Below are 23,145 nucleotides of genomic sequence, written 5' to 3'. Positions count from 1 at the left end.
GCCTTCACGCGATGGGCAATCCGCGCGGCTGGGCCAGCGGCGCAAAGCGCACCGTGAAGCGCGTGCCCGGCTGGGCGCTGCCCGGATGGGGCTGGTCCAGTTGCACGCTGGCGCGGTGCTGGCGCGCAATCTCGCGCACGATGGACAGGCCCAGGCCCGAGCCGTCGGCTTCGTGCCCGAGCGAGCGGTAAAACGGCTGGAAGATCAGGTCGCGCTCCTCTTCGGCAATGCCCGGCCCGGAGTTTTCCACCTGCAGCAGCAGCACCTGGCCAAAGGGGTCGGTCACCACGCGCGCCGTGACCACGCCGGGGCTGGCGTCGCTCGAGGGCGTGTAGTTGATGGCGTTGTCCAAGAGATTGCGCACCAGCTCGGACAGCAGCGTGGCGTTGCCCTCCATCCACACGCCCGGGGCCTCGGGCGGCGCGCCGTCGTAGCCCAGGTCGATGTGCTTGGCCAGCGCCCGCGGCACGCTGTCGTGCACCACGTCGATCACCAGTTGCGCCAGGTTCAGGCGCTGGCGCTGCAGCGTGCTGGCGCCGCCCTCGGCGCGTGCCAGCGCCAGCAACTGGTTGACCGCGTGCGTGGCGCGCACCGAGGCGCGGCCTATCTGCAGCAGCGACTTCTTGAGCTCTTCGGCGCTGGTGTCGCGCCTCTGGGCCAGGTCGGCCTGCATGCGCAGCCCGGCAAGTGGCGTCTTGAGCTGGTGCGCGGCGTCGGCCAGGAAGCGCTTTTGCGTGGCTACCGATTCATGCAGGCGCTCGAGCAAGTCGTTGACCGAATCGACCAGCGGCGCCACCTCCAGCGGCACCGCCTTGTTGTCCAGCGGCGAGAGGTCACCGGGTTTGCGCCGGCGGATACGGTCTTCGAGCTGGTGCAGCGGCTTGATGCCGCGCGTGAGCGCCAGCCATACCAGCAGCAGCGCCAGCGGCAGCACGAAGAGCTGGGGCAGCAGCACGCCCTTGATGATTTCGGTCGCCAGCACGCTGCGTTTGGAGCGCGTTTCGGCCACTTGCACCAGCGCGGGGCGAAATCCCGCCCGGGGCAGGTGCACCCAGATGTAGGCCACGCGCACGTCGGCGCCGCGCAGCTCGTCGTCGCGCAGTTGCACCTCGTCGGCGGCCACCAGGGCGTCGGCCGGCGGCTCGGGCAGATCGCGTTCACCGGCGAGCACCGCGCCGCTGGGCGCGCGCACCTGAAAGTAGACCACGTCGGATTCGTCGGCGCGCAGCACGCCGGCGTCGGTGTTGGCCAGGTTCACGCGCACCAGGCCGTCCTGCACGGTGAGCAGCTCGGCCAGCGCGTAGGCGTTGTATTCCAGCGTGCGGTCAAAGGGTTTGTTGGCCAGGTCCTGAGCGACGAACCAGGTCAGCGCCAGGCTGATGGGCCACAGCAGCAGCAGCGGGGTGAGCATCCAGTCCAGGATCTCGCCAAAGAGCGAACGCTGCTCGGCGCGCTTCATGGCGCGGGCCGGTGCAACCCGCGCCGCCCGGGCGGGTCCATGCGCGAAGGGCGGCGCCTGGGGTCCATAGGCGGGCAATGGTAGTGCAGTTCCATCGAACAGCCGGCCCGGGGCGGCGCTGCAATTTTTCACAAATTTCCCGCAGACGGCACTGCACAAAAAGCGGCCTGCGCTTTAGCATGCCGCTACACAAGAGGAGAGGGGAAACCATGAGAGAGCAAACCAGGACCAGGCTGGCCGGCCTGGCCATCGCCGGGCTGTTGGGCTCGGCCAGCACCATGGCGGGTGCGAGCGATCCCGCGCTGTTCAAGCTGATCACCGCGCGCGACGAGGTGATCGTCGCCGTGCCGCCCGAGGACGCGCTGGCGCCGCGCGCCGAGGCCGGCGCCATCGGCCAGGCGCTGGCCGAGCGCGGCGCGCTGACGCTGTGGCAGTACGCGGTGCGCAAGAACGCCGACGGCGCGCTGGAGCTGGCGCCGCTGCACAAGGTGAGCGTGCTCAAGGCCGACAGCCTGCGCGTGGAGCCCTACGTCGCCAAGCTGCGCGTGCTGCCGCTGCCGCCGGCAAAGTAGCCGGCTCAGCTTTCTATCTTCTGCAGGCAGTAGCCCAGGCCGCGCACCGTGGCGATGCGCACCGGCCCGCGCTCTATCTTCTTGCGCAGGCGGTGCACATAGACCTCGATGGCGTTGTTGCTGACCTCCTCGCCCCACTCGCACAGGTGCTCGACGAGCTGGTCCTTGGACACCAGACGCCCGGCGCGCTGCAGCAACACCTCGAGCACGCCGAGCTCGCGCCCCGACAGCTCCACCACTTCGCCGTCCAGGCTGGCCATGCGCCCGACCTGGTCGTAGGTGAGCGGCCCGTGGCGCAGCACGTTGGAGGTCGTGCCCAGGCTGCGGCGGGTGAGCGCACGCACGCGCGCCTCGAGCTCCTGCAGCGAAAACGGCTTGGCCATGTAGTCGTCTGCGCCCAGGTCCAGGCCGCGCACGCGCTCTTCCACGCTGTCGGCGGCGGTGAGGATCAGCACCGGCAGCGGCGAGGAGCGCGCGCGCAGGCGCTTGAGCACTTCCAGCCCGTGCATGCGCGGCAGGCCCAGGTCCAGGATCAGCAGGTCGAACTCGTGGTTGGTCATCAGGGCCGCATCGGCTTCGCTGCCGTTGGCCACGTGGTCGACCACGGCGCCGGCCGCGCGCAGCGAGCGCAAGAGGGCGTCAGCGAGGACCTGATCGTCTTCGGCGATGAGGATGCGCATGCGGGACTGTCTCCTGGTGCGGGATGCTGGGGGCAGCACGGCGGGCGCTGGAGCGCCTTCGAGTGCCCAAATTCTAGGCGAGCCCGGCGCTCGCCGGCTCAGCGCCCCGCCGCCGCGCCATAGGCTTCCAGGCCGAGCAAGACCACGGCGGCCACCTCGTCGCCCACTTCCGCGCGAAATTCCTCTTGCGCGCGCTCCACGCTGGCGCGAAAGGCCGCGAGCCAGGCCAGGCCGGTCGGAGTGAAGCGCACGATGCGCGCGCGCGCGTCGTGCGGATCGGGCTCACGCACGACCAGTCCCCAGGCTTCGCACTGCGCCACCAGCGTGGCCATGGCCTGCTTGCTCATGCCGGCGCGCTCGGCCAGGTCGGTCAGGCGGTCGCCGCGCAGCGACAAGTGGCGCGTGATGTGCACGTGCGCCGCGCCCACCTTGTCGCGCGCCGCCAGATTGGACAGCGCCAGCGGCACCTGCACGTCACGCGCCATGAGCTGCAGCACGCGCGCGTCAAAACGCCGCGCGGCATGCCCGAGCAGCCGGCCCAGATGGGACTGGCGCCAGCGCTCGTCGGGCATGGGGGTTTGGGGCACGGCTTGATTGTCAGGCAAACTGACCAATTATCTGTGGAAATTTCTTTTATCGACCCTACACTACTGTTCAACCATCCAGTATTCACCGTCCTTCAGCAGGAGTTCAGCATGGACACAGCAAGCAAGAGCACCCCCGCACAAGCCGAAAAGGCCAAGGCCCTGGCCGCAGCGCTGGCGCAAATCGAAAAGCAGTTTGGCAAGGGCACCATCATGCGCCTGGGCGAGGGCGAGGCGATCGAGGACATCCAGGTCGTCTCCACCGGCTCGCTCGGCCTGGACATTGCCCTGGGCGTGGGCGGCCTGCCGCGCGGCAGAGTGGTCGAGATCTACGGGCCGGAAAGCTCGGGCAAGACCACGCTCACGCTGCAGGTGATTGCCGAAATGCAAAAGCAGGGCGGCACCTGCGCCTTCATCGACGCCGAGCACGCGCTCGATACCAGCTATGCGCAAAAGCTCGGCGTCAACGTCAACGACATCCTGATCAGCCAGCCCGACACCGGCGAGCAGGCGCTCGAGATCGTGGACAGCCTGGTGCGCTCGGGCGCGGTCGATCTGATCGTGGTCGACTCGGTCGCCGCCCTGGTACCCAAGGCCGAAATCGAGGGCGACATGGGCGATTCGCTGCCCGGCCTGCAGGCGCGGCTGATGAGCCAGGCGCTGCGCAAGCTCACCGCGACCATCAAGAAGACCAACTGCATGGTGATCTTCATCAACCAGATCCGCATGAAGATCGGCGTGATGTTCGGCAGCCCCGAGACGACGACGGGCGGCAACGCGCTCAAGTTCTACGCCAGCGTGCGCCTGGACATCCGGCGCATAGGCACGCTCAAGAAGGGCGACCAGGCGATAGGCAATGAAACCCGCGTCAAGGTGGTCAAGAACAAGGTCAGCCCGCCGTTCAAGACGGCCGAGTTCGACATCCTGTTCGGCGAGGGCATTTCGCGCGAGGGCGAGATCATCGACATGGGCGTGAACGCGCGCATTCTGGAAAAAAGCGGCGCCTGGTACGCCTACAACGGCGAGAAGATCGGCCAGGGGCGCGACAACGCGCGCGAATTCCTGCGCGAGAACCCTGACCTCGCCCACGAGATCGAGAACAAGGTGCGCGCCAGCCTGGGCATCGCCCTGCTGCCGACGCTGGGCAAGCCCAGGAAGGACGACAAAGCCGACAAGGCCGACAAGCCGGCCAAGGACGCGCCGGTAGCCGCAGAGCTGTAGGCCGCAGTGCTGCGGCGCGGCGCCGGGTACAGGCCCGCGGGTGCTTCCTGCGGGTCTGTAGTTTTGGTCAAATCTGCCTCAAAGCCTTGCTGCACAAGCGCCAGCAGCTCCTATTTTCATAGATGAAGTCTCCCCCTACGCTCAAGGCCCGCGCGCTGCGCCTGCTTGCCCAGCGCGAGCATTCGCGCGCCGAACTCATGGCCAAGCTCTCGCGCCATGTGCAAGAGGGCGAGGACCTGCCGGCATTGCTGGACGCGCTGGCCGCCAAGGGTTTCATCGACGAGGCGCGCGTGGCCGAGTCGCTGCTGCACCGGCGCGCGCCGCTGCTGGGCAGCCAGCGCGTGCTGCAAGAGCTACGCAGCAAGGGCTTGAGCGAGGAGCTGCTGCGCGCCAGCGCCGAGCAGCTCGCGGGCACGGAGCTGGCGCGGGCGCTGGCGGTCTGGCGCAAGCGCTTTGGCGACGGCCCGGTGCCCGCCGATGCGCGCGAACGCGCGCGCCAGATGCGCTTTCTCGCAGCCCGGGGTTTTTCTGGCGAGACCGTGCGCCGCGCGCTCGCGCTCGCGGGCGGGTCGCAGGCGGCATCCGGCTGCGAGCCCGACCACGGGCTCTGAAGCCGCAGCGCGCGAAATACTCAGTCAGCGATCGGCTTGCCAGGCCCGCCAGGCGCGGCCATGTCCAGCTGCATCTGCACCCTGCTCACCAGCGCCTGCACGCTGGCGCGGCGGGTTTCCATCACGTAGTGCGCCACTTCGCGGTACAGCGGGTCGCGCTCGCGAAACAGCAGGCGCAGGCGCTCCTGCGGGTTGTCCACCTGCAGCAGCGGGCGCTTGCGGTCGTGGCGCAGGCGGTGAAAGATTTCGTCGGCGTTGGCGCGCAGGTAGAACACCGGCGCGCAGTGCGTGCGCAAGAGCGCGCGGTTGTCGGCGCGCAGCACCACGCCGCCGCCGGTGGACAGCACGATGGCGCCGGGCTGCGCGGCCAGCTCGGCCAGCAGCGCCGCTTCGTGCGCGCGAAACGCGGCTTCGCCCTGGGCCTCGAAGTAGCTGCGGATGCTGCAGCCCAGGCGCTGCTCGAGCTGCTGGTCCATGTCCACGAAGTCGCAGCCCAGCCGCCGCGCCAGGTGGCGGCCCACCGTGGATTTGCCCGAACCCGGCATGCCCACCAGGGTGCAGCGCGTTGCCATAGCCTATGCTCCGTCAAAAGTTGCTGTCGCTCGCGCGCCCGCGCAGGGCGCGCGACGCTTTTTATACTCGCCCGATGTCCGCTTCCCATCAGGCCACGGGGCTGCAAGGCCCCTGGCGCCGGGTGATTTACGTCACCATCTACGAGATCATCGCCATCATCGCATCCGGCCTGCTCTTCATCGTCATAGGGCAGCAGCCGGGCGAATCCGGCGTGATGGCGGTCGCCGCCTCGGTCATCGCGGTGCTCTGGAACGTCTCCTTCAACGCCGCCTTCGAATGGTGGGAGGCGCGCCAGAGCGTCAAGGGCCGCTCGGTCGCGCGGCGCGTGGCGCACGCGATCGGCTTTGAGGGCGGGCTGGCGCTGATCCTGATTCCACTGATGGCCTGGTGGTTCGAGGTCACGCTCTGGCAGGCGCTGGTGATGGAAGGCGCGCTGGTGGTCTTCTTCCTGGTCTACACCTACGTCTTCAACTGGGGGTTCGACCACTTTTTCGGGCTGCCCGCTTCGGCACAGGCGGGCGTTTGAGCACGCCGGCGATCACGAAGGCCATGATCTTGGGGTCGCACGCAGCGATGGAGCCCTCTTCGACGCCTAGCGCGACCAGGCGGCGAAAGGCCAGGTCGATCTCGGACTTCATGCGCCTGTGCTCGCGCCGGCTGGGTTCGGGCACCTCTTCGTCGCCCACGCGGATCAGGCGCACGCCAAAGGGCTGCACCACGATCTCGGCATAGACCTGCATGCAGGCGCGCGGCAATGCCCAGCTCGCCCAGGTGGCGCAGATCCGCAAGTTCTGCCTGCTCACCAAGGAACTCGATCACGACGATGGCGAGGTCACCGCCACGATGAAGGTGCGCCGCGCAAGCATCTACCAGGCGTATGCGCCGGAGATCGAGGCGATGTATCGTTGAACCGGGCTGTCGGCGCAATGTGATGATTTCAAGCCAAATCGGCCTGCAGCGCCCGCCAGACAAGCGCTGTCAGCTATTTTTTGAGGAGTTACCATGGCCGACGACACCTTGCTCGTCTCGCGTGAGGGCGCCATCGCCACGCTGCAGTTCAACCGCCCCGAGGCGCTCAATGCGCTGAACCTGGAGATGGCGCTCGCCTTCCTCGCCGCGATGCGCGAGATTGCGGCGGACAACACGGTGCGCGCCGTCGTGCTCAAGGGCGCGGGCCGCGCCTTCATCGCCGGGGGCGACCTGGCCGTGCTGCGTGCCAACCCGGTCGAAGGCGCACGCACGCTGCTCGGCCCGCTGAACGAGGCGATCCGCCTGATGCACCAGATGGACGCGCCGATCATCGCCCAGGTGCATGGCGCGTCGGCCGGCGGCGGCTTGTCGCTGATGCTGATGTGCGACTTCGTCCTCGCGGCCGAAGGCAGCAAGTTCAATCTGGCCTACATCAATCTGGGCACCAACTGCGACCTGGGCGGCTCCTGGGCGCTGCCGCGCCTGACCGGCCTGCGCCACGCGCTGGAGATCGCGCTGCTGGGCGAGAGCCTGAGCGCCGAAGACGCGCTGCGCCTGGGCCTGATCAACCGCGTGCTGCCCGCCGGTGAACTGCAAACGGCCACGCAGGCGCTGGCCCGGTGCCTGGCCAGCGGCCCCACCCTGGCCTATGGCCGCATGAAACGCCTGATGCGCGAAAGTTTTGACCGCGACCTGGCAAGCCAGCTGGAGGCCGAGGCACTATCCTTTGAAGCCTGCGCCGGCACCGACGATCTGCGCGAAGGCCTGGAGGCCTTCTTCGAGCGGCGCCCGCCGGTGTTTCGCGGCCATTGACCCTTGATGAACGGAGTTCCCCATGTCCCAACGTGAAGTCTTTGTCGTGGGCACCGCCCGCACCGCCGTCGGCAGTTTTGGCGGTTCGCTCAAGGACGTGCCCAACACCCAGCTCGCCACCACCGTGGTCAAGGCGGCGATGCAGCGCGCCGGCATCGACCCCAAGGCCGTGGGCCAGGTGGTCATCGGCAACGTGATCCCTACCGACGTGCGCGACGCCTACCTCTCGCGCGTGGCCGCCATCGACGCGGGCTGCCCCATCGAAACCCCGGCGTTCAACGTCAACCGCCTGTGCGGCTCGGGCCTGCAAGCCATCGTCTCGGCGGCCCAGGCCATCCAGTTGGGTGACTGCGATGCGGCCGTCGGCGGCGGCTCTGAATCCATGAGCCGCGGGCCCTTCTTTGACACCGCCGCGCGCTGGGGCGCACGCATGGGCGACGCCAAGCTCGTCGACTACATGATCGGCATCCTGCACGACCCCTGGCAAAAGCTGCACATGGGCGTGACGGCGGAAAACGTCGCAGAGCGCTACAAGATCAGCCGCGAGATGCAAGACCAGCTCGCCGCCGAAAGCCACCGCCGCGCCGCCGCCGCGATTGCTGCCGGCCACTTCAAGGAGCAGATCGTCCCCATCGAGATCAAGACGCGCAAGGGCACCGTCGTCTTTGACACCGACGAGCACGTGCGCTCCGACACCACGGCAGAGGCTCTCGCCGGCATGAAGCCGGTGTTCAAGAAGGAGGGCGGCACGGTGACGGCAGGCAATGCCTCGGGCATCAACGACGGCGCGGGCGCCGTGGTGCTGGTCGGCGGCGACCGGCTGCAGGCCCTGGGCGTGAAGCCCCTGGCGCGCCTGGTCGGCTACGCCCACGCCGGAGTAGACCCCAGCTACATGGGCATAGGCCCGGTGCCCGCCACGCAAAAGGTCTTGCAGCGCACCGGCATCAAGCTCGCCGACATCGACGTGATCGAGGCGAACGAAGCCTTCGCCGCCCAGGCCTGCGCCGTCACGCAGGAACTCGGCATGGACCCGGCCAAGGTCAACCCCAACGGCTCGGGCATCTCGCTGGGCCACCCGGTGGGCGCCACCGGCGCCATCATCACCACCAAGGCGATTGCCGAGCTGCAGCGCACCGGCGGGCGCTACGCGCTGGTGACCATGTGCATAGGCGGCGGCCAGGGCATCGCCGCCATCTTCGAGCGGGTCTGAACCCGGCGCGGCCGTGTCCGCGATCCCCGCCGAACTGCTCGCCGCCTATCTGGAGACCGAATACCGGGTGGGCGGCGACGCGCCCTTCGTGCTGCGCATAGGCGAGGCCAGCGCTGCGCTGCGCGCCCTGCACCAGCGCCGGCGGGTGCAATGCAGCGCCTTCCTGAGTGCAGCCAACCCCGGCAGCCAGCTGCTGGAGCCGGCCACCAACGCCCAGCGCCACCAGGCCTTGCTGACGCAGCTGCGCCGCCTCGGTTACGCCCCGCTGCCCGGCCTGGGTCAGCACCCACTCAACGGCTGGCCCGCAGAAGCCAGTTGGCTGGTACCCGGCCTTGCGCGAGAAGCGGCGCTGCAACTGGCCAGGCAATGGGGTCAGATCGCGCTGGTGTTCAGCGCCCAGGACGCCATACCCGGCCTGGTCTTCACGGCCTGTGGATAAGTCATGAATCGGACGTGGACAAGCAGGCACTTGTCCACAGGACCGGGCCGTTGGCCGGATTTGTCCCCAAAGCTGCAACCGCTTGCGGCCGGCTGCAAGACCCGCTTGTGCTTGCGCCAAGTCCTTGAATTTGCAGTGCTTTGTGCACTTGTCCCACGGAAGGCAGGCCACTTACTACTACGACTAGCTTGAATGAATACCTGCAAGAGACAAATGCAAAAGTCGCGCACGCGCCGCCTCAACGCAGCATCGCATACCCGACAAAAATGGCGGCGATCAACCCCACCGCATCCGCCAGCAGCGTACAGGCAAGCGCATGGCGCGTGTGCTTGACGCCCACGCTGCCAAAATACACCGCGAGCACGTAGAAGGTGGTTTCGGTCGAGCCCTGGATGATGCTTGCCAGGCGCCCGACGAAGGAATCGACGCCGTGGGTTTGCAGCACGTCGATCATCAAGCCGCGCGCACCGGCGCCGGAGAGCACCTTCATCAGGCCCACGGGCAGGGCGGGCAGAAAGTCGGTGGGCAAGCCCAGCGCGCCGATGGCGTGGCCGAGCACGGTGAGGATGGCGTCCATGCCGCCGGCCGCGCGGAACACGCCGATGGCAACCAGGATGGCAACGAGGTAGGGCACGATCTGCACCGCCACGTCAAAGCCCTGGCGCGCGCCGTCGACGAAGGCGTCATACACATTGATGCGCCGCCACACGCCGGCGACCAGGAAGAGTGCGACGATGGCCAGGATCACGCCGGCGCCGGTGCTGCCCGCGATGCGCGCGGCCTGCTCGGCCGGCAGGCGCGCGAGCAGCGCGACGCTGCCCAGGAGCACGCCTGCCACGCCCAGTACCGGCAGCAGCAGGCGTGCGCGCCACAAGGGCAGGCGCTGCGCCATGGCGACCGCCAGCACGCCGGTGAGCAGGCCGATGAAGGTGACGATGAGCGTGGGCAGGAAGATGTCGGCGGCGTTGAAGCCGCTGGTGATGCCCTGCTGCAGCGCAACGCTCTGGCGGATCGCGATGACCGATGTCGGAATCAGCGTGAGCCCGGCGGTGTTCATCACCACGAACATGATCTGCGCGTTGCTCGCCGTGCTTTCAGCCTCGCGGTTGAGGGTTTGCAGTTCGCGCATCGCGGTCAATCCCAGGGGCGTGGCGGCGTTGTCCAGGCCGAGCAGGTTGGCCGAGATGTTCAGCGTCATCGCGCCCTGCGCCGGGTGCCCGGCGGGCACTTCGGGGAACAGGCGGCGCAGCAGGGGCTGGGCCAGGCGTGCCAGCAGCTCGACCATGCCGGCCTTTTCGCCCACGCGCATCAGACCCAGCCACAAGGCCATGATGCCGGCCAGGCCGAGCGAGATTTCAAAGCCCGAGCGCGCGCCGTCGAACATCGCGCCGAGCAGGCGCTGGAAGATGTCCACATCGCCCAGCCACCAGCGCACGCAGGCGCTGGCAAAGGCCAGCAAAAAGAACCCGACCCAGACGAAATTGAGCGCCATGGGCGGGTCTGCCGGTTCAGGCAGCGGGCTGCTCGCCGCCCAGGGCTTCGATCAGCGCGGGTAGCATCTGGCTGAGTTCGCCGGTGTAGAGCGCAAGATTGGCGTCGAAGTCGTCATCGCTGCGCTGGTTTTCCTGAGCCTGGGTTTCCAGCAGCGCCAGGCGGCGCAGTTGCAGGCCTTCGGTCAGCACGAAGCTCACGCGCGCCTGCCAGCTCATGGCCAGGCGCGTGGGCAGCTTGCCGGCGCGAATGTGCTCGGGCACTTCGTCGATGTCCAGCGGATGGCGGGCGTAGCGCACCGCGGCCTTGTCGGCGGCGCCGGACTTGAGCTCGCACTCGTTGTCGATGCTGAAACCGGCCGGCGCCTGGCGCTCGCTCAGCCAGGTGCTCATCGCCGCCTGCGGGCTGGTGCGCGTATCGAGCAGCGCAAGGGCAAAACCGGGCAGCGCCTTGACCAGTGCGGTAGTTACCGCGTCGGCGCGGGTCTGGTTGCTGCTGTCGATCGCCAGCAGGCGCGCGTGCGGGTCCAGCCATACGCGCAGGCTGCGCCGCTGGGTGAAGGCGCGCGGCAGCAGGTCCAGCCGCGCTTCGTCCTTGAGCTCGCGCTTTTCCTTGCGCCCGGGTATGCGGCCGCTGTCGCGGGTAATGGCCTGCACTTTTTCTTGCACGCGCTGGGCGACCACGCTGGCCGGCAGCATGCGGCTTTCGGTTTGCCAGCACAGCAGCCACTGAGCGGCCACGCTCTCGGCCAGCGCGCCGTGCTCCTGCCCGCGCGGCGGCACCCAGCCGGCCGATTGCTCCTGGCTGGCGCTGCAGGGCACAAAGGGCAGGCTGGCGAGCGCGTCCTGCAGTGCGCCAAGGTCCGGACTCCAGCCGGGGTGAATGCGATAGAGGATGAGGTTTTTGAACAAAAGACTACTCTTGTGATAGCTGCCAGCGCTTGTCAACAAAGGGCTGGAGCCATATTTGGTTGAAAAATGACGGCTTGCGTTCCTGCCGGCTGCTGGCCGGTTTTCGCAACTTTACACAGCTGCAGCGGGCGCACACCGGCGGCTTACATGCGCCGCGCACACTGGCTCGCATCTCCAACTGCATGCAAAGGATGCACCATGAAGAAACTCACCACCCCCGTCTGGGCCGCGCTGGCCGCGGCGGCGCTGGCTCTGGGCGCCGCTGGCGTGCAGGCGGCCGATCAGGCCCCCGCGCAAACCCAGGCGCAGGCCCAGGTGCAAGGCGCCGCCCCGGCGGCCGCCGACCGCCATGCCGAGCGGCGCGCACGCTGGCAGCAAAAGCGCGAGCAGCGCGCGCAACGGCTCAAGGAAAAGCTGCAACTGAGCGCCGCCCAAATGCCCGCCTGGGAGCGCTTTCAACAGGCGCTGCAGCCCGCCGAGCACGCGCGCCTGCAGCGCGGCGAGCTCAAGGGCTTGAGCACCCCAGAGCGCATCGACCGCATGCGTGCGCTGCGGGAGCAGCAGATGGCGCGCATGGACCAGCGCGACGAGGCGGTCAAGGCCTTCTACGCCCAGCTCAACGCCGAGCAGCAAAAGGTGTTTGATGCTCAGGGCCTGCGCGGCGGGCACCACGGCCATGGCGAGCGCCACGGTGCGCACCGCCACGGGCAGCAGCAGCGCGGCGCCTCGGCTTCCTGAGGCAGGTTTGGGGCGCGGCCGGCGGGCGCGGGGGCGGCCTGCCGGCCGGCGGCATTCGCCGTAGACTAGCGGCCCTCCACCCGCCCACAGCCGCCCCATGCCCCTGCTTCGCTTTTTTCCTGCAGCCCTTGTGGCGCTGCTTGCAGCGGGCGCCGCGGCCCAGCCGCTCGATGCGCAAGCCACGTTCTACCTGCAGGGCAGCGCCTCTTCGGGCGGCACCCATTTGCTGACGCTGGGCACCACGCTGCCCTGGAAGACGAGCGGCTGGCAGCTCGCAAGTGGCACGCTCAGCGGCCATTGGGACGCCTACGCCAGCCGCTGGAACTACCGCGGCGTGCGCCACAGCGGCCTGTGGCTGCTCGGACTCACGCCGGTGCTGCGCTGGACGCCCGACGCAGGGCAGGCCCCGTGGTTCGTGCAGGCGGGCATAGGCATCACGCTGATGGACCACCTCTACCGCAAGCCGGGCAAGGCCTTCAGCACCGCCTTCAACTTTGCTTCGCACCTGGGTGTGGGGCTGCGCTTTGGCGAGCAGCGCCAGCAGGAAGTGATGCTCAGCGTGCAGCACATCTCCAACGCGCGCATCAAGCGGCCCAACCCCGGCATCAATCTGGTGCAGCTGCGCTACGCGCTGCACTGGTAGCAAGGCGCGCCTTCAGGGGCGGCGGTAGCTCGTGGCCTGGCGCGACCAGTAGGGGCCGTCCAGACGGTCCAGGCGCACCGTGCCGCCGCTGGACGGCGCATGCACAAAACGCCCCTGCCCCACGTAAATGCCCGCGTGCGTCGGCCGGCCGCTGCCGAACAACACCAGGTCGCCGCTGCGCAAGCCATTGCGCGCCAGCGGCGCGCCGAAACCGCTGAGCCCGGCGACGGTGCGCGGCGGGCGCATGCCGGTAACACTTTTGCCATAGACATAGCCGATCAGGCCGCTGCAGTCGAAGCCGCCCTCGGGCGTGTTGCCGCCGTAGCGGTAAGGCGTGCCCACCAGGCCGAGCGCATGGATGGCGATGTCGCTCGCCTCTTCGTCGCTGATGCGGCTGGGCGGGGGCGGGCTCAGCGCGTCCCATTCGGCACCGGGCGGCGCCAGGCGCGGCGCCCCGCAGGCGGCAAGCAGGCCGCCCACGGGGGCAATCAGGAGGCTGCGGCGTAGCATGGGCGCGAGGGTAGCAGCAGATGGCGCTTCAGCCCAGCGTGCGCCGTTCCCAGTCTTCCACGCTGTGGCGCTCCAGCCGATGGCGCACCAGCTTCTGCCAGGAGGGCGTCAGCGGCAGGCCAGCGAGCTCGCGCAGCTGCGCGAGGTCGAGCACCTTGACGTAGAGCAGCGTGATCACGCGCGACAGCGGCCACCGGGGATGCGGGCGCTCGAGCAGGTTCAGCTTGTCGCCCGCCTGCACCTGGCCGGGTTCGAGCACGCGGTAGTACCAGCCGGTGCGCCCGCTTTGCTGCACGCGCAGCGCCATGTCGGCGCGCCCGAAGCGGGTGTTGAGCTTCCAGCAGGGCTGGCGGCTCTGCGAGACCTCGAGCACGCAGCTGCCCACGCGCAGCCGGTCGCCCAGACAAATGTCCTCTTCGCTCACGCCGGTGCTGGAGAAGTTCTCGCCAAACGCGGGCGGCGCCTGCAGCACGGCCAGCGGCCCGAGCTCTCGGCGCCAGGCCTCGTAGTGCTCCAGCGCATACTGGTGCACCGCCTTGTCGGGGCCGCCGTGCACGCGCCGATCGCCTTGTTCATCGCCCGCCAGCCCGTCGAACCCGACCTGCACCGGCCCGGTGACGGCCTGTTTGTCGATGGCGCTCAAGCCCCCGTCGCGGCCGTCCAGGCGCAGATAGGGCCGGGCGGGCCCGCGCAAGACGGTGTGGACGGTGCCGAGGACACGAGGCTGCATGAAAAGGCTTATTGGGTCGCGCTGGATGCCCGATTCTCGCCCTGCGGGCGCCAGCGGCGCAGCAGCAGCGCATTGGCCATGACGCTGACCGAGCTCAGCGCCATGGCCGCGCCGGCAACCACCGGGCTCAGATAGCCCAGCGCCGCCAGCGGAATGCCAGCCACGTTGTAGATGAAGGCCCAGAACAGGTTCTGGCGGATCTTGAGCACCGTGCGGTGCGAGATGTCCAGCGCCGCGGCCACGAGCTGCGGGTCGCCGCGCATCAGCGTGATCCCGGCCGCGTGCATGGCCACGTCGGTGCCATTGCCCATGGCCATGCCCACGTCGGCCGCAGCCAGCGCCGGGGCGTCGTTCACGCCGTCGCCCACCATGGCCACGACGGCGCCGCCGGCCTGCAGCTGGCGGATGGCCGCGGCCTTGTCGCCGGGCAGCACCTCGGCCAGGACCTCGCCCTCTTCGGGGCGCAGGCCCAGGCGGCGCGCCATTGCCTCGGCCGCGCCGCGGTTGTCGCCGGAAATCATCACGCTGCGCAGCCCGCGCGCGCGCAGCGTGGCCAATGCCTGGCGCGCGCCGGGCTTGGGCTGGTCGCCAAAGGCGAGCAGGGCGCGCGGTTGCAGGCCGTCGGCGCCGCGCTCGGCCATCACGGACAGCGTTGCGCCCTCGGCCTGCAGCGCCCGGGCACGCGCGTCCAGGCTGCCCAGCGCCAGCCCGAGCTCTTGCATCCAGCGCAGACTGCCGATCAGGTAGCTGCGACCTTGCACCTGCCCCTCGGTGCCGCGGCCGGCCACGGCGCGCACCGCTTGCGGGGTGAGTACCGGCAGGCCGCGTTCGCGCGCCGCCTGCACCACCGCGCGCGCCAGCGGGTGTTCGCTGCCGCTTTGCAGGCTGGCGAGTGCGGCCAGCAGCGCGCTCTCGTCCTCGCCCTCGGCGGGCACGAAGGCGCTCACGCGCGGTTTGCCTTCGGTCAGCGTGCCGGTCTTGTCGAAGGCAACGGTGGCCACCCGGTGGGCAAGCTCCAGCGCCAGCGCGTCCTTGATCAGGATGCCGTGGCGCGCCGCCACGCCAGTGCCGGCCATGATGGCTGCGGGCGTGGCCAGGCCCAGCGCGCAGGGGCAGGCGATGACCAGCACCGCGACCGCGTGGATCAGTGAAGCCTCCAGACCCGCGCCGGCCCACAGCCAGGCGAGCAGCGTGAACAGCCCGATCAGCAACACCACCGGCACGAAGACCGCCGAGACCTTGTCCACCAGGCGCTGGATCGGCGCCTTGGCCGCCTGGGCGTCTTCCACCAGGCGAATGATGCGTGCCAGCACGGTTTCGCTGCCGGTGGCGCTGACCTGCAGCACCAAGCGGCCTTCACCGTTGATCGCGCCGCCGGTGACGCTGCTGCCCTTGGCGCGCGGCACCGGCAGCGGCTCGCCGGTGAGCATGGATTCGTCCACCTGCGACTCGCCTTCGAGCACCAGCGCGTCGGTGGGAATGCGCTCGCCCGGGCGTACCACGAGCTGGTCGCCCACCATGATTTCGGCGATCGGCACCTGCACCTCGCCGTCCGGCGTGAGCAGGGCCACGGTATCGGGGCGCAGCGCGTGCAGGGCGCGTATGGCCGCGGTCGTCTGGCGCTTGGCGCGCGTCTCCAGCCACTTGCCCAGCAGCACCAGGCTGATGACCACCGCCGAGGCCTCGAAGTACAGGTGCGGCGCATGCCCTGCGGGCGCAGTCCACCACAGCCACAGGGACAGGCCGTAGCCCGCGCTCGTGCCCAGCGCCACCAGCAGGTCCATGTTGCCGCTGAGCGCTCTGGCCGCATGCCAGCCGGCGCGGTAGAAGCGCGCGCCCAGAATGAATTGCACCGGGGTGGCCAGCACAAACTGCAGCCAGGCGGGCAGCATCCAGGCGCGACCGAAGAGGTCGCCAAACATCGGCAGCACCAGCGGCGCAGACAGCAGCAGGCCGGCGGCCACCGGGGCAAAGCCGGTCCAGGGGCCTTGCTGCGCCGCCTCGGTTTGCTGCTCCTGCAGGCCGCGCGGCTCGTAGCCGGCATTGCGCACCGCGCGGCGCGCGCGCAGCTCCATGTCGGGCTCGGCGCCGTCGTAGCTCAGGTGCAGCGATTCGGTGGCCAGATTCACGCTCGCGTCCTGCACGCCGGGCAGCTTGCGCACCGCGCGCTCCACCCGGGCGACGCAGCTGGCGCAGGTCATGCCCCCCACACCCAGGTCGAGGGTGGCAGTGGTGCTTGCTGTGGCGGTATTCATGGTTTCTCCTTGCAGTGCGCTTGCCTGGCCGTCAGGCTAAACCTTGACACCTTGGCAGAGTCAAGCACCCCGATGGCAGCCTGCATGCCACAATCGCGCGCTTGTCTCCCGTTGGTCTTTCAAGGCCGCTTTTTCCCCATGGAACCCATCATCGCGAAGCTCGCTGAGCAGTTTCAGTTGCCGCTGCAAAGCCCGGTGCTGATCTTTTCGCTGATCCTGTTCATCATCCTGGCCTCGCCCATCCTGCTGGAGAAGGTGCGCACGCCGGACATCATCGGCCTGATCCTGGCGGGCATATTGATCGGCCCGCACGGCTTCAACATCCTGGAAAAGAGCCTGTTCGTCGACGTCTTCTCGACCATAGGGCTGCTCTACATCATGTTCCTGGCGGGGCTGGAGCTGAACCTGATCGAGTTCAAGGCCAATGCCAACCGCAGCATCGTCTTTGGCGTGGCTACCTTCACGATACCGTTTGCGGTGGGCTTTCCGGTCTGCCACTACCTGCTGGGCATGGACGTCTGGGGCAGCCTGCTGATATCGAGCATCTTCGCGACGCACACGCTCGTGACCTATCCGATCGCGAGCAAGTACGGCGTGACCAAGGACCCGGCGGTGGCCATCACCGTCGGCGGCACCATCCTGACCGACACCGGGGTGCTGGTGGTGCTGGCGGTGATCCTGGGCGCGCGCGGCGATGGCCTGACGCCCGAGTTCTGGACGCGACTGGTCATCTCGCTCATCGTCTTCGTCGCCTTCATGGCGCTGGTCGTGCCCTGGCTGGCCAAGCGCTTCTTTGAGAAGCAGGCACACCAGAAGCATTCGCACTACATTTTCGTGCTGGCCATCGTCTTCCTGTCGGCCTTCCTGTCCGAGGTGGCGAGCCTGGAGCCCATCATCGGGGCGTTTGCCGCGGGCCTGGCGCTCAACCGCCAGATACCGAACTCGTCGGCGCTGATGAACCGCATCGAGTACATCGGCAATTCGCTCTTCATTCCCTTCTTTCTGATCAGCGTGGGCATGATCGTGGACATCCGCGTGGTGTTCGACGGCTTCACCGTGCTCTTGATCGCTCTGGCGCTGACCATCACCGCCTTTGCCGGCAAATACCTGGCGGCGGACCTGACGGCGCGCATCTTCCGTTTGAAAAGCCCGCAGCGCGACCTGATCTTCGGTCTGAGCTCGGCGCATGCCGCGGCCACGCTGGCGGTGGTGATCGTCGGCTACCGCGCGGGCATCGTCGACGACCACGTGATCAACGCCATCATCGTGATCATTCTTGCTTCCTGCGTGATCGCTTCGGTGGTGACCGAGAAGGCGGCGCGCAAGCTCGAAAGCAAACCCGAGGATGCGCAGGAACTGGCGCGCAACGGCAACCAGAACGACGAGCAGATACTGATTCCGCTGTCCGAGACCACCGAGTTCGAGAACCTGGTGCGCCTGGCGGTGCTGATCCGCGACAAGAAGGCGAGCACCCCGCTCACCGTGGTGACCGTGGTGCCCAATACCGACGAGGCTGAAGAAAACGTCGCGCGCGCCAAGCAGGCGCTGGAAGAGGTGCGCGCCGAGGCGAGCGGCGCCGACGTGGAAGTCAACGTCGTGGCCACCATCGACCACAACCCCGGCACCGGCATAGGGCGCACCGCGCGCGAGATCGGCGCCGACCTGATCGTGATGAACTGGCCGCAGAAGAACGGCTTTCTGGCCGGCTTCATCGGCAACAAGTTTGGCAGCGTGCTCTACCAGACGCGCAAGATGCTCTGGGTCTGCAACCTGGACACGCCGTTGAGCAAGTACACCGGCATCTTCGTCATCCTGCCGCCGCAGGCGGAGGCGTCGGAGCACTTTGAGCTGTACTGGCGCAAGATCGCGCGGCTCGCGGTCGAGCATTCGGCCACCGTGCACCTGCATTGCGCCAGCGCCACCGCGCAGGTGGTCAAGGACTACCTCAAGAAAAGCAAGCTCGCGGTGCCGCTGGAGCACAGCGATTTCAGCGACTGGGACGATTTCCTCATCGTCTTTCGCAAGATGTCGGACACCGAGCTGCTCATCATGGTCTCGGCGCGCGAGGGCGACGAGGGCCACACGCCGTATCTGGACCAGCTGCCGCTGAAGCTGGAGAAGCACTTTCCGGCGGTCAACAAGATACTGGTCTACCCCTGAAGCCCCTGCACCGGTCGGCCGATGCGCGCTTGACCTTGACACAATGTCAGGGTAGACCATGGTGTTCTGCGGCCTCAGGGGCGCGGTTTTTCAGGAGGATCAACAACCATGCAATACCAGTTTGACGTCAAAGGCATGACCTGCGGTCACTGCGAGCGCGCCATCGTGCACGCGGTGCGCCAGGTGGACACCGAGGCTCTGGTCAAGGTGGACTTGCCCAGCGGCCGCGTCGATGTGCAAAGCGACAAGTCGCGCGAGGCCATCGCCGCCGCCATCCGCGAGGAGGGCTACGAGGTGGCGCAGTGAGCGTGCGCGCCGCCGCCCACTGGCCGGTGGCCATTGGCGAGGCGGCAGCGCGTTCGGGTGTGTCGGCGCGCATGGTGCGCCACTACGAATCGCTCGGGCTGCTGGCGCAGGTGGCGCGCACCGACGGCGGCTATCGCCAGTACACCGAAGCCGACGTACATACCCTGCGCTTCATCCGCCGCGCGCGCGAGCTGGGCTTTTCCATGCAGGAGATCGCCGCGCTGCTCGGGCTCTGGCAGGACCGCAGCCGCGCGAGCAGCCAGGTCAAGGAGATCGCCCAGCGGCATGTGCAAGAGCTGCAGCGGCGCATCGCCGCGATGCAGGACATGCGCCGCAGTCTGCAGGCGCTGGTCGAGTGCTGCCACGGGGACCAGCGCCCCGAATGCCCCATTCTGGACGAGCTGGCCGCGCCCGGCGCCGCAGCTCAGGCGGGCAGCGCCGGGTAGTCGGTATAGCCGCGCGCCCCGCCGCCATAGAAGCTGCTCTTGTCCCAGGGGTTGAGCGCCGCGCCCAGGCGCAGCCGGCGCACGAGGTCGGGGTTGGCGATGGCGTCGCGCCCGAAGGCAACGATGTCTGCCCGCCCGCTCGCGACGGCCTCCATGGCCATCGCGCGGGTGTAGCCGTTGTTCACCATCCAGGCGCCGCGCCCGCCCGCATCGCGGTAGGCGGCCTTGAGGGCGGCGTAGTCGAAGGGCCGCTCGGCCAGTTCGCGCGCGCCGCCGGTCGCACCTTCGATCACATGGATATAGGCTAGACTGAGCGGCGCGAGCGAGCGCGCGAGCTGCTCGAATAGCGGCTGCGGCTGGCTGTCGTGGATGTCATTGGCCGGGGTCACCGGCGACAGCCGTATGCCCACGCGCCCACCGCCGACGGCGGCCGCCACTGCCTGCACCACCTCGAGCATGAAGCGCATGCGCGCGGCGATGGAGCCGCCGTAGTCGTCGCTGCGCTGGTTGGCGCCGTCCTTGAGAAACTGGTCGAGCAAATAGCCGTTGGCCCCGTGCAGCTCCACGCCGTCAAAGCCGGCCTCTTGCACCGCAGCGCGCGCAGCGCGGGCGAAATCCTGCACCAGGGCGGGCAGCTCATGGCTTGCGAGCGCCCGGGGCGGCGAGGTCGGGGCGAAATGGCCTTGGCCGCTGCCAGCGTCGAGGATGAAGGTGCGCGCCTGCGCGGTGATGGCCGACGGCGCGACGGGCGCCGCGCAGTCCGGCTGCAGGCTGGTGTGCGACACGCGGCCAACGTGCCAGAGCTGGGTGACGATGCAGCCGCCGCGCTCATGCACCGCGCGGGTGACCTTCTGCCAGCCGGCCAGCTGCTCGGGCGTGTAGAGGCCGGGCACATGCGCATAGCCCTGGCCCTGGGCGGTGATGGCTGTGCCTTCGGTGATCAAGAGGCCCATCTCGGCGCGCTGGGCATAGTACTCGGCGTTCAGCGCCACCGGCACGCCGCCCGGTGAGCGGTTGCGCGTGCAAGGCGCCATGGCAACGCGGTTGGCAAGGCTGAACTTGCCCGTCTGCAGAGGGTCGAAAAGCGTGGTCATTCGATCAAGGGCTGGCGTGTTTCACGTGAAACACGGCAATGGGTTAGCGGTGGGACAATACCGCCTCTGGCGTTTTGGTGTGCACAGGCATGTGGTATCCCGAGGAATTTGATGTCATTGTGGTGGGCGGCGGTCACGCCGGCACCGAGGCGGCGCTGGCCAGCGCGCGCATGGGCTGCAAGACGCTGCTGCTCACGCACAACATCGAGACCCTGGGCCAGATGAGCTGCAACCCGAGCATTGGCGGCATAGGCAAGGGCCATCTGGTCAAGGAGGTCGATGCGCTCGGCGGCGCGATGGCGCTGGCCACTGACGAAGCGGGCATCCAGTTTCGCATTCTCAACAGCAGCAAGGGCCCTGCGGTGCGCGCCACGCGCGCCCAGGCCGACAGGGCGCTGTACCGCCAGGCCATCCGCGCGCGGCTGGAAAACCAGCCCGGCCTGCGGCTGTTTCAGCAGGCCGTGGTCGACCTGCTGCTCGAAGGCGAGCGCGTGGCGGGGGCGGTCACCGAGCTGGGCCTGCGTTTTCGCGCCCGCGCCGTGGTGCTTACCGCCGGGACCTTCCTCAACGGCAAGATTCATGTGGGCCTGAACCACTACCAGGGCGGGCGCGCCGGCGATCCTCCGGCCATCGGCCTGGCGCAACGCCTCAAGGAGCTGAAACTGCCGCAAGGGCGGCTCAAGACCGGCACGCCCCCGCGCCTGGACGGGCGCAGCATCGACTTTTCGCGCTGCAGCCTGCAGCCGGGCGACGGCATGCCCGGCGGCGTGAACGAGGGGGTGCTGCCGGTGTTCAGCTATCTGGGCAGCGCCGAAATGCACCCGCAGCAAATGCCTTGCTGGATCACCAACACCAACGCCCGCACCCACGAGATCATCCGCAGCGGGCTGGAGCGCAGCCCCATGTTCACCGGCGTGATCGAGGGCACCGGCCCGCGCTACTGCCCCAGCGTGGAGGACAAGATCCATCGCTTTGCCGACAAGCAGAGCCATCAGATCTTTCTTGAACCCGAGGGCTTGAACACCCACGAGTTCTACCCCAACGGCATATCGACCAGTCTGCCCTTCGACATCCAGTACCAGCTGGTGCGCAGCATAGAAGGCTTGGAGCAGGCGCACATCCTGCGCCCCGGCTACGCCATCGAGTACGACTACTTTGACCCGCGCGCGCTCAAGCCCAGCTTCGAAACCCGTGCGATCGCCGGCCTGTTCTTCGCCGGTCAGATCAATGGCACCACGGGCTATGAGGAAGCGGCGGCGCAAGGCCTGTTTGCCGGCCTGAATGCGGCGCTGCAGTGCAAGGGTGAGGCGCCCTGGCTGCCGCGGCGCGACGAAGCCTACCTGGGCGTGCTGATCGACGATCTCATCACCCGCGGAGTGACCGAGCCTTACCGCATGTTCACCAGCCGGGCAGAGTTTCGTCTGCAGCTGCGCGAGGACAATGCCGACATGCGCCTGACCGAGACCGGCCGGCGTCTGGGCCTGGTGGGCGATGTGCGCTGGGACGCGTTTTGCCGCAAGCGCGACGCTGTGGCGCGCGAGACCGAGAGGCTCAAGTCCACCTGGGTCAACCCCTCCATCGTCGCTGCGCAGGAGAGCGAGCGCGTGCTGGGCAAGGCGCTGGAGCACGAGTACAACCTGTTCGACTTGCTGCGCCGGCCCGGCGTGGGCCACGAAGCGCTGATGGGCCTGGCAGGCGGGCGATTTGCCGCTCCCGATGTTTCACGTGAAACCCTGGGTAGCTTGCATGAACCGGTGATCGAGCAGGTCGAGATTGCCGCCAAATATTCGGGCTACATCGACAGGCAGAAGGAAGAAGTGCAGCGCGCCGCGCAGCATGAGAACCTGCCGCTGCCAGACGACCTGGATTACAGCCAGGTATCGGCCCTGTCCTTCGAAGTGCGCCAACTGCTGCAAAAGCATCGGCCACACACCCTGGGCCAGGCCTCGCGCATTTCGGGCGTCACCCCTGCGGCGGTGTCGCTCTTGCTGGTCCATCTGAAGAAGGGCCATTTTCGCAAGCAGGCCGAGCCGCTCGTGCGCGCATGAGCGGGCCTTTGCATGGGGCGCTGCTCGCCGGGCTGCGCGAGCTGAATCTGGAACTTGAGCCGCGCCAGCAAGAGCAGTTGCTGGCTTACCTGGCGCTGCTGCAGCAGTGGAACCGCGTCTACAACCTGACGGCGGTGCGCGATCCGGGCGAGATGCTCAGTCATCACCTGCTCGACAGCCTGGCCGCCGTCGCGCCGCTGCGCACCAAGCTGCAGGGCAGGGGGTCGGCCGCGGGGCTGCGACTGCTTGATGTGGGCTCCGGCGGCGGGCTGCCTGGCGTGGTCTTCGCCATCTGCCTGCCTGAGCTCGAGGTCACTTGCGTCGACGCGGTAGCCAAGAAAGCCGCCTTCATCCGCCAGGCCGCGGGTGCGCTGAAGCTGCCCAATCTGCATGCGTTGCATGGCCGTGTGGAGGCGCTCGAAGGGCGCTTCGATGTGGTCTGCAGCCGCGCCTTTGCGTCGCTGGCCGACTTTGCCGCCTTGTCGCGTCACCTGCTGGCGACGGGCTCGGGGGTGTGGCTGGCGATGAAGGGCAAGCATCCGCAGGACGAGATAGACGCTCTGCCCGCACAGGTCGGCGTGTTTCACGTGGAACCACTGCAGGTGCCGCAACTGCAGGCGCAGCGCTGCCTCGTGTGGATGCGGACCGCTCCTTAGCGCATACACTCGCTTGCTTCACGCCG

General features: G+C 68.3%; 25 protein-coding genes and 1 pseudogene. 15 read left to right on the top strand and 11 right to left on the bottom strand.

Going from position 1 to position 23,145, the window contains the following annotated elements:
• Nucleotides 1-4 precede the first annotated feature (4 nt).
• The gene (locus KUD94_RS11635) at nucleotides 5-1,459 is read right to left on the bottom strand and encodes a sensor histidine kinase (RefSeq protein WP_218237365.1); all 1,455 of its coding nucleotides are present in this window, start codon (nucleotides 1,457-1,459) and stop codon (nucleotides 5-7) included.
• A gap of 209 nt (nucleotides 1,460-1,668) precedes the next feature.
• Between KUD94_RS11635 and KUD94_RS11630 the strand changes: the two genes are divergently transcribed.
• Nucleotides 1,669-2,031, top strand: coding sequence for a hypothetical protein (locus tag KUD94_RS11630; protein WP_218237364.1), 363 nt, complete (start codon nucleotides 1,669-1,671; stop codon nucleotides 2,029-2,031).
• Nucleotides 2,032-2,036: 5 nt separating this feature from the next.
• Here the strand turns inward: KUD94_RS11630 and KUD94_RS11625 are convergent, their stop codons facing one another.
• Both KUD94_RS11625 and KUD94_RS11620 read right to left on the bottom strand, forming a co-directional pair.
• Nucleotides 2,037-2,711: a response regulator transcription factor gene (locus KUD94_RS11625; RefSeq protein ID WP_218237363.1), complete on the bottom strand. Its 675-nt coding sequence runs from the start codon at nucleotides 2,709-2,711 to the stop codon at nucleotides 2,037-2,039.
• Between the two features lie 98 nt (nucleotides 2,712-2,809).
• Nucleotides 2,810-3,283: a MarR family winged helix-turn-helix transcriptional regulator gene (locus KUD94_RS11620; RefSeq protein ID WP_218239282.1), complete on the bottom strand. Its 474-nt coding sequence runs from the start codon at nucleotides 3,281-3,283 to the stop codon at nucleotides 2,810-2,812.
• A gap of 123 nt (nucleotides 3,284-3,406) precedes the next feature.
• Here KUD94_RS11620 and recA point away from each other — a divergent pair, with 123 nt between their 5' ends.
• Nucleotides 3,407-4,516 (top strand): recombinase RecA, encoded by a 1,110-nt coding sequence (gene recA / locus KUD94_RS11615; RefSeq protein WP_255568784.1) that lies wholly within the window; start codon nucleotides 3,407-3,409, stop codon nucleotides 4,514-4,516.
• A gap of 122 nt (nucleotides 4,517-4,638) precedes the next feature.
• Nucleotides 4,639-5,127, top strand: a complete 489-nt coding sequence (gene recX / locus KUD94_RS11610; RefSeq protein WP_218237362.1) for a recombination regulator RecX — start codon at nucleotides 4,639-4,641, stop codon at nucleotides 5,125-5,127.
• Between the two features lie 20 nt (nucleotides 5,128-5,147).
• Here the strand turns inward: recX and KUD94_RS11605 are convergent, their stop codons facing one another.
• Nucleotides 5,148-5,699, bottom strand: coding sequence for a shikimate kinase (locus tag KUD94_RS11605; protein ID WP_218237361.1), 552 nt, complete (start codon nucleotides 5,697-5,699; stop codon nucleotides 5,148-5,150).
• A gap of 74 nt (nucleotides 5,700-5,773) precedes the next feature.
• On the opposite strand from KUD94_RS11605, the gene KUD94_RS11600 reads away from it, so the two are divergent.
• A complete protein-coding gene (locus KUD94_RS11600) occupies nucleotides 5,774-6,226 on the top strand; it encodes a PACE efflux transporter (RefSeq protein WP_218237360.1) in 453 nt (150 codons plus the stop codon).
• On the opposite strand, the pseudogene KUD94_RS11595 reads toward KUD94_RS11600, so the two are convergent.
• Nucleotides 6,225-6,449, bottom strand: a pseudogene (locus KUD94_RS11595) (TetR/AcrR family transcriptional regulator); the annotation flags it as partial. The gene KUD94_RS11600 and the pseudogene KUD94_RS11595 overlap by 2 nt on opposite strands.
• Here KUD94_RS11595 and KUD94_RS11590 point away from each other — a divergent pair.
• The 4 genes from KUD94_RS11590 to KUD94_RS11575 all read left to right on the top strand — a co-directional run bounded on the left by KUD94_RS11590 (nucleotide 6,439) and on the right by KUD94_RS11575 (nucleotide 9,131).
• Nucleotides 6,439-6,609: a hypothetical protein gene (locus KUD94_RS11590; RefSeq protein ID WP_218239322.1), complete on the top strand. Its 171-nt coding sequence runs from the start codon at nucleotides 6,439-6,441 to the stop codon at nucleotides 6,607-6,609. The pseudogene KUD94_RS11595 and the gene KUD94_RS11590 sit on opposite strands and share 11 nt — an antisense overlap.
• A gap of 93 nt (nucleotides 6,610-6,702) precedes the next feature.
• Nucleotides 6,703-7,482, top strand: a complete 780-nt coding sequence (locus tag KUD94_RS11585; protein ID WP_218237359.1) for an enoyl-CoA hydratase/isomerase family protein — start codon at nucleotides 6,703-6,705, stop codon at nucleotides 7,480-7,482.
• 22 nt (nucleotides 7,483-7,504) lie between these two features.
• Nucleotides 7,505-8,692 carry an acetyl-CoA C-acyltransferase family protein gene (locus tag KUD94_RS11580; RefSeq protein ID WP_218237358.1) on the top strand — a complete coding sequence of 396 codons (1,188 nt, stop codon included), beginning with the start codon at nucleotides 7,505-7,507 and terminating at the stop codon, nucleotides 8,690-8,692.
• Between the two features lie 13 nt (nucleotides 8,693-8,705).
• On the top strand, nucleotides 8,706-9,131 hold the full coding sequence (locus KUD94_RS11575; RefSeq protein WP_218237357.1) for a DUF3293 domain-containing protein: 426 nt from the start codon (nucleotides 8,706-8,708) through the stop codon (nucleotides 9,129-9,131).
• A 238-nt stretch (nucleotides 9,132-9,369) separates the two neighbouring features.
• Here the strand turns inward: KUD94_RS11575 and KUD94_RS11570 are convergent, their stop codons facing one another.
• The gene (locus KUD94_RS11570; RefSeq protein ID WP_218237356.1) at nucleotides 9,370-10,623 is read right to left on the bottom strand and encodes a nucleoside recognition domain-containing protein; all 1,254 of its coding nucleotides are present in this window, start codon (nucleotides 10,621-10,623) and stop codon (nucleotides 9,370-9,372) included.
• A 16-nt stretch (nucleotides 10,624-10,639) separates the two neighbouring features.
• Nucleotides 10,640-11,533, bottom strand: coding sequence for a recombination-associated protein RdgC (locus tag KUD94_RS11565; RefSeq protein WP_218237355.1), 894 nt, complete (start codon nucleotides 11,531-11,533; stop codon nucleotides 10,640-10,642).
• A 198-nt stretch (nucleotides 11,534-11,731) separates the two neighbouring features.
• Between KUD94_RS11565 and KUD94_RS11560 the strand changes: the two genes are divergently transcribed.
• A complete protein-coding gene (locus KUD94_RS11560; protein WP_218237354.1) occupies nucleotides 11,732-12,271 on the top strand; it encodes a Spy/CpxP family protein refolding chaperone in 540 nt (179 codons plus the stop codon).
• A gap of 97 nt (nucleotides 12,272-12,368) precedes the next feature.
• On the top strand, nucleotides 12,369-12,914 hold the full coding sequence (locus KUD94_RS11555; RefSeq protein WP_218237353.1) for an acyloxyacyl hydrolase: 546 nt from the start codon (nucleotides 12,369-12,371) through the stop codon (nucleotides 12,912-12,914).
• A gap of 12 nt (nucleotides 12,915-12,926) precedes the next feature.
• Here the strand turns inward: KUD94_RS11555 and KUD94_RS11550 are convergent, their stop codons facing one another.
• From KUD94_RS11550 to KUD94_RS11540, 3 genes are read right to left on the bottom strand one after another with little or no spacing between them, the layout of a single operon-like run.
• Complete coding sequence (locus KUD94_RS11550) at nucleotides 12,927-13,424, bottom strand: C40 family peptidase (RefSeq protein WP_218237352.1); 498 nt, start codon at nucleotides 13,422-13,424, stop codon at nucleotides 12,927-12,929.
• Between the two features lie 28 nt (nucleotides 13,425-13,452).
• Nucleotides 13,453-14,154 carry an MOSC domain-containing protein gene (locus KUD94_RS11545; RefSeq protein WP_218237351.1) on the bottom strand — a complete coding sequence of 234 codons (702 nt, stop codon included), beginning with the start codon at nucleotides 14,152-14,154 and terminating at the stop codon, nucleotides 13,453-13,455.
• A gap of 8 nt (nucleotides 14,155-14,162) precedes the next feature.
• Nucleotides 14,163-16,409 (bottom strand): cation-translocating P-type ATPase, encoded by a 2,247-nt coding sequence (locus KUD94_RS11540; RefSeq protein ID WP_218237350.1) that lies wholly within the window; start codon nucleotides 16,407-16,409, stop codon nucleotides 14,163-14,165.
• Between the two features lie 138 nt (nucleotides 16,410-16,547).
• Here KUD94_RS11540 and KUD94_RS11535 point away from each other — a divergent pair, with 138 nt between their 5' ends.
• The 3 genes from KUD94_RS11535 (at nucleotide 16,548) to cueR (ending at nucleotide 19,321) form a co-directional block, all read left to right on the top strand.
• Nucleotides 16,548-18,569 carry a cation:proton antiporter gene (locus KUD94_RS11535; protein ID WP_218237349.1) on the top strand — a complete coding sequence of 674 codons (2,022 nt, stop codon included), beginning with the start codon at nucleotides 16,548-16,550 and terminating at the stop codon, nucleotides 18,567-18,569.
• A gap of 108 nt (nucleotides 18,570-18,677) precedes the next feature.
• Nucleotides 18,678-18,875, top strand: coding sequence for a heavy-metal-associated domain-containing protein (locus KUD94_RS11530; RefSeq protein WP_146912483.1), 198 nt, complete (start codon nucleotides 18,678-18,680; stop codon nucleotides 18,873-18,875).
• Entirely contained in the window at nucleotides 18,872-19,321 is a 450-nt protein-coding gene (gene cueR, locus KUD94_RS11525) for a Cu(I)-responsive transcriptional regulator (RefSeq protein ID WP_218237348.1), read from the top strand. The genes KUD94_RS11530 and cueR overlap by 4 nt, the downstream gene beginning before the upstream one ends.
• Here cueR and KUD94_RS11520 read toward each other — a convergent pair.
• Nucleotides 19,300-20,415: an alkene reductase gene (locus tag KUD94_RS11520; protein ID WP_218237347.1), complete on the bottom strand. Its 1,116-nt coding sequence runs from the start codon at nucleotides 20,413-20,415 to the stop codon at nucleotides 19,300-19,302. The genes cueR and KUD94_RS11520 overlap by 22 nt on opposite strands.
• An 89-nt stretch (nucleotides 20,416-20,504) precedes the next feature.
• On the opposite strand from KUD94_RS11520, the gene mnmG reads away from it, so the two are divergent.
• A complete protein-coding gene (gene mnmG, locus KUD94_RS11515) occupies nucleotides 20,505-22,463 on the top strand; it encodes a tRNA uridine-5-carboxymethylaminomethyl(34) synthesis enzyme MnmG (protein ID WP_218237346.1) in 1,959 nt (652 codons plus the stop codon).
• On the top strand, nucleotides 22,460-23,119 hold the full coding sequence (rsmG, locus tag KUD94_RS11510; protein ID WP_218237345.1) for a 16S rRNA (guanine(527)-N(7))-methyltransferase RsmG: 660 nt from the start codon (nucleotides 22,460-22,462) through the stop codon (nucleotides 23,117-23,119). The genes mnmG and rsmG overlap by 4 nt, the downstream gene beginning before the upstream one ends.
• Nucleotides 23,120-23,145: the final 26 nt, after the last annotated feature.

This window comes from Comamonas sp. NLF-1-9 (genome assembly GCF_019195435.1).
Classification (GTDB): Bacteria; Pseudomonadota; Gammaproteobacteria; order Burkholderiales; family Burkholderiaceae_C; genus Comamonas_C.
Note: the sequence above shows the minus strand (reverse complement) of the source record. Positions and strands in the feature narration are given on the sequence as shown.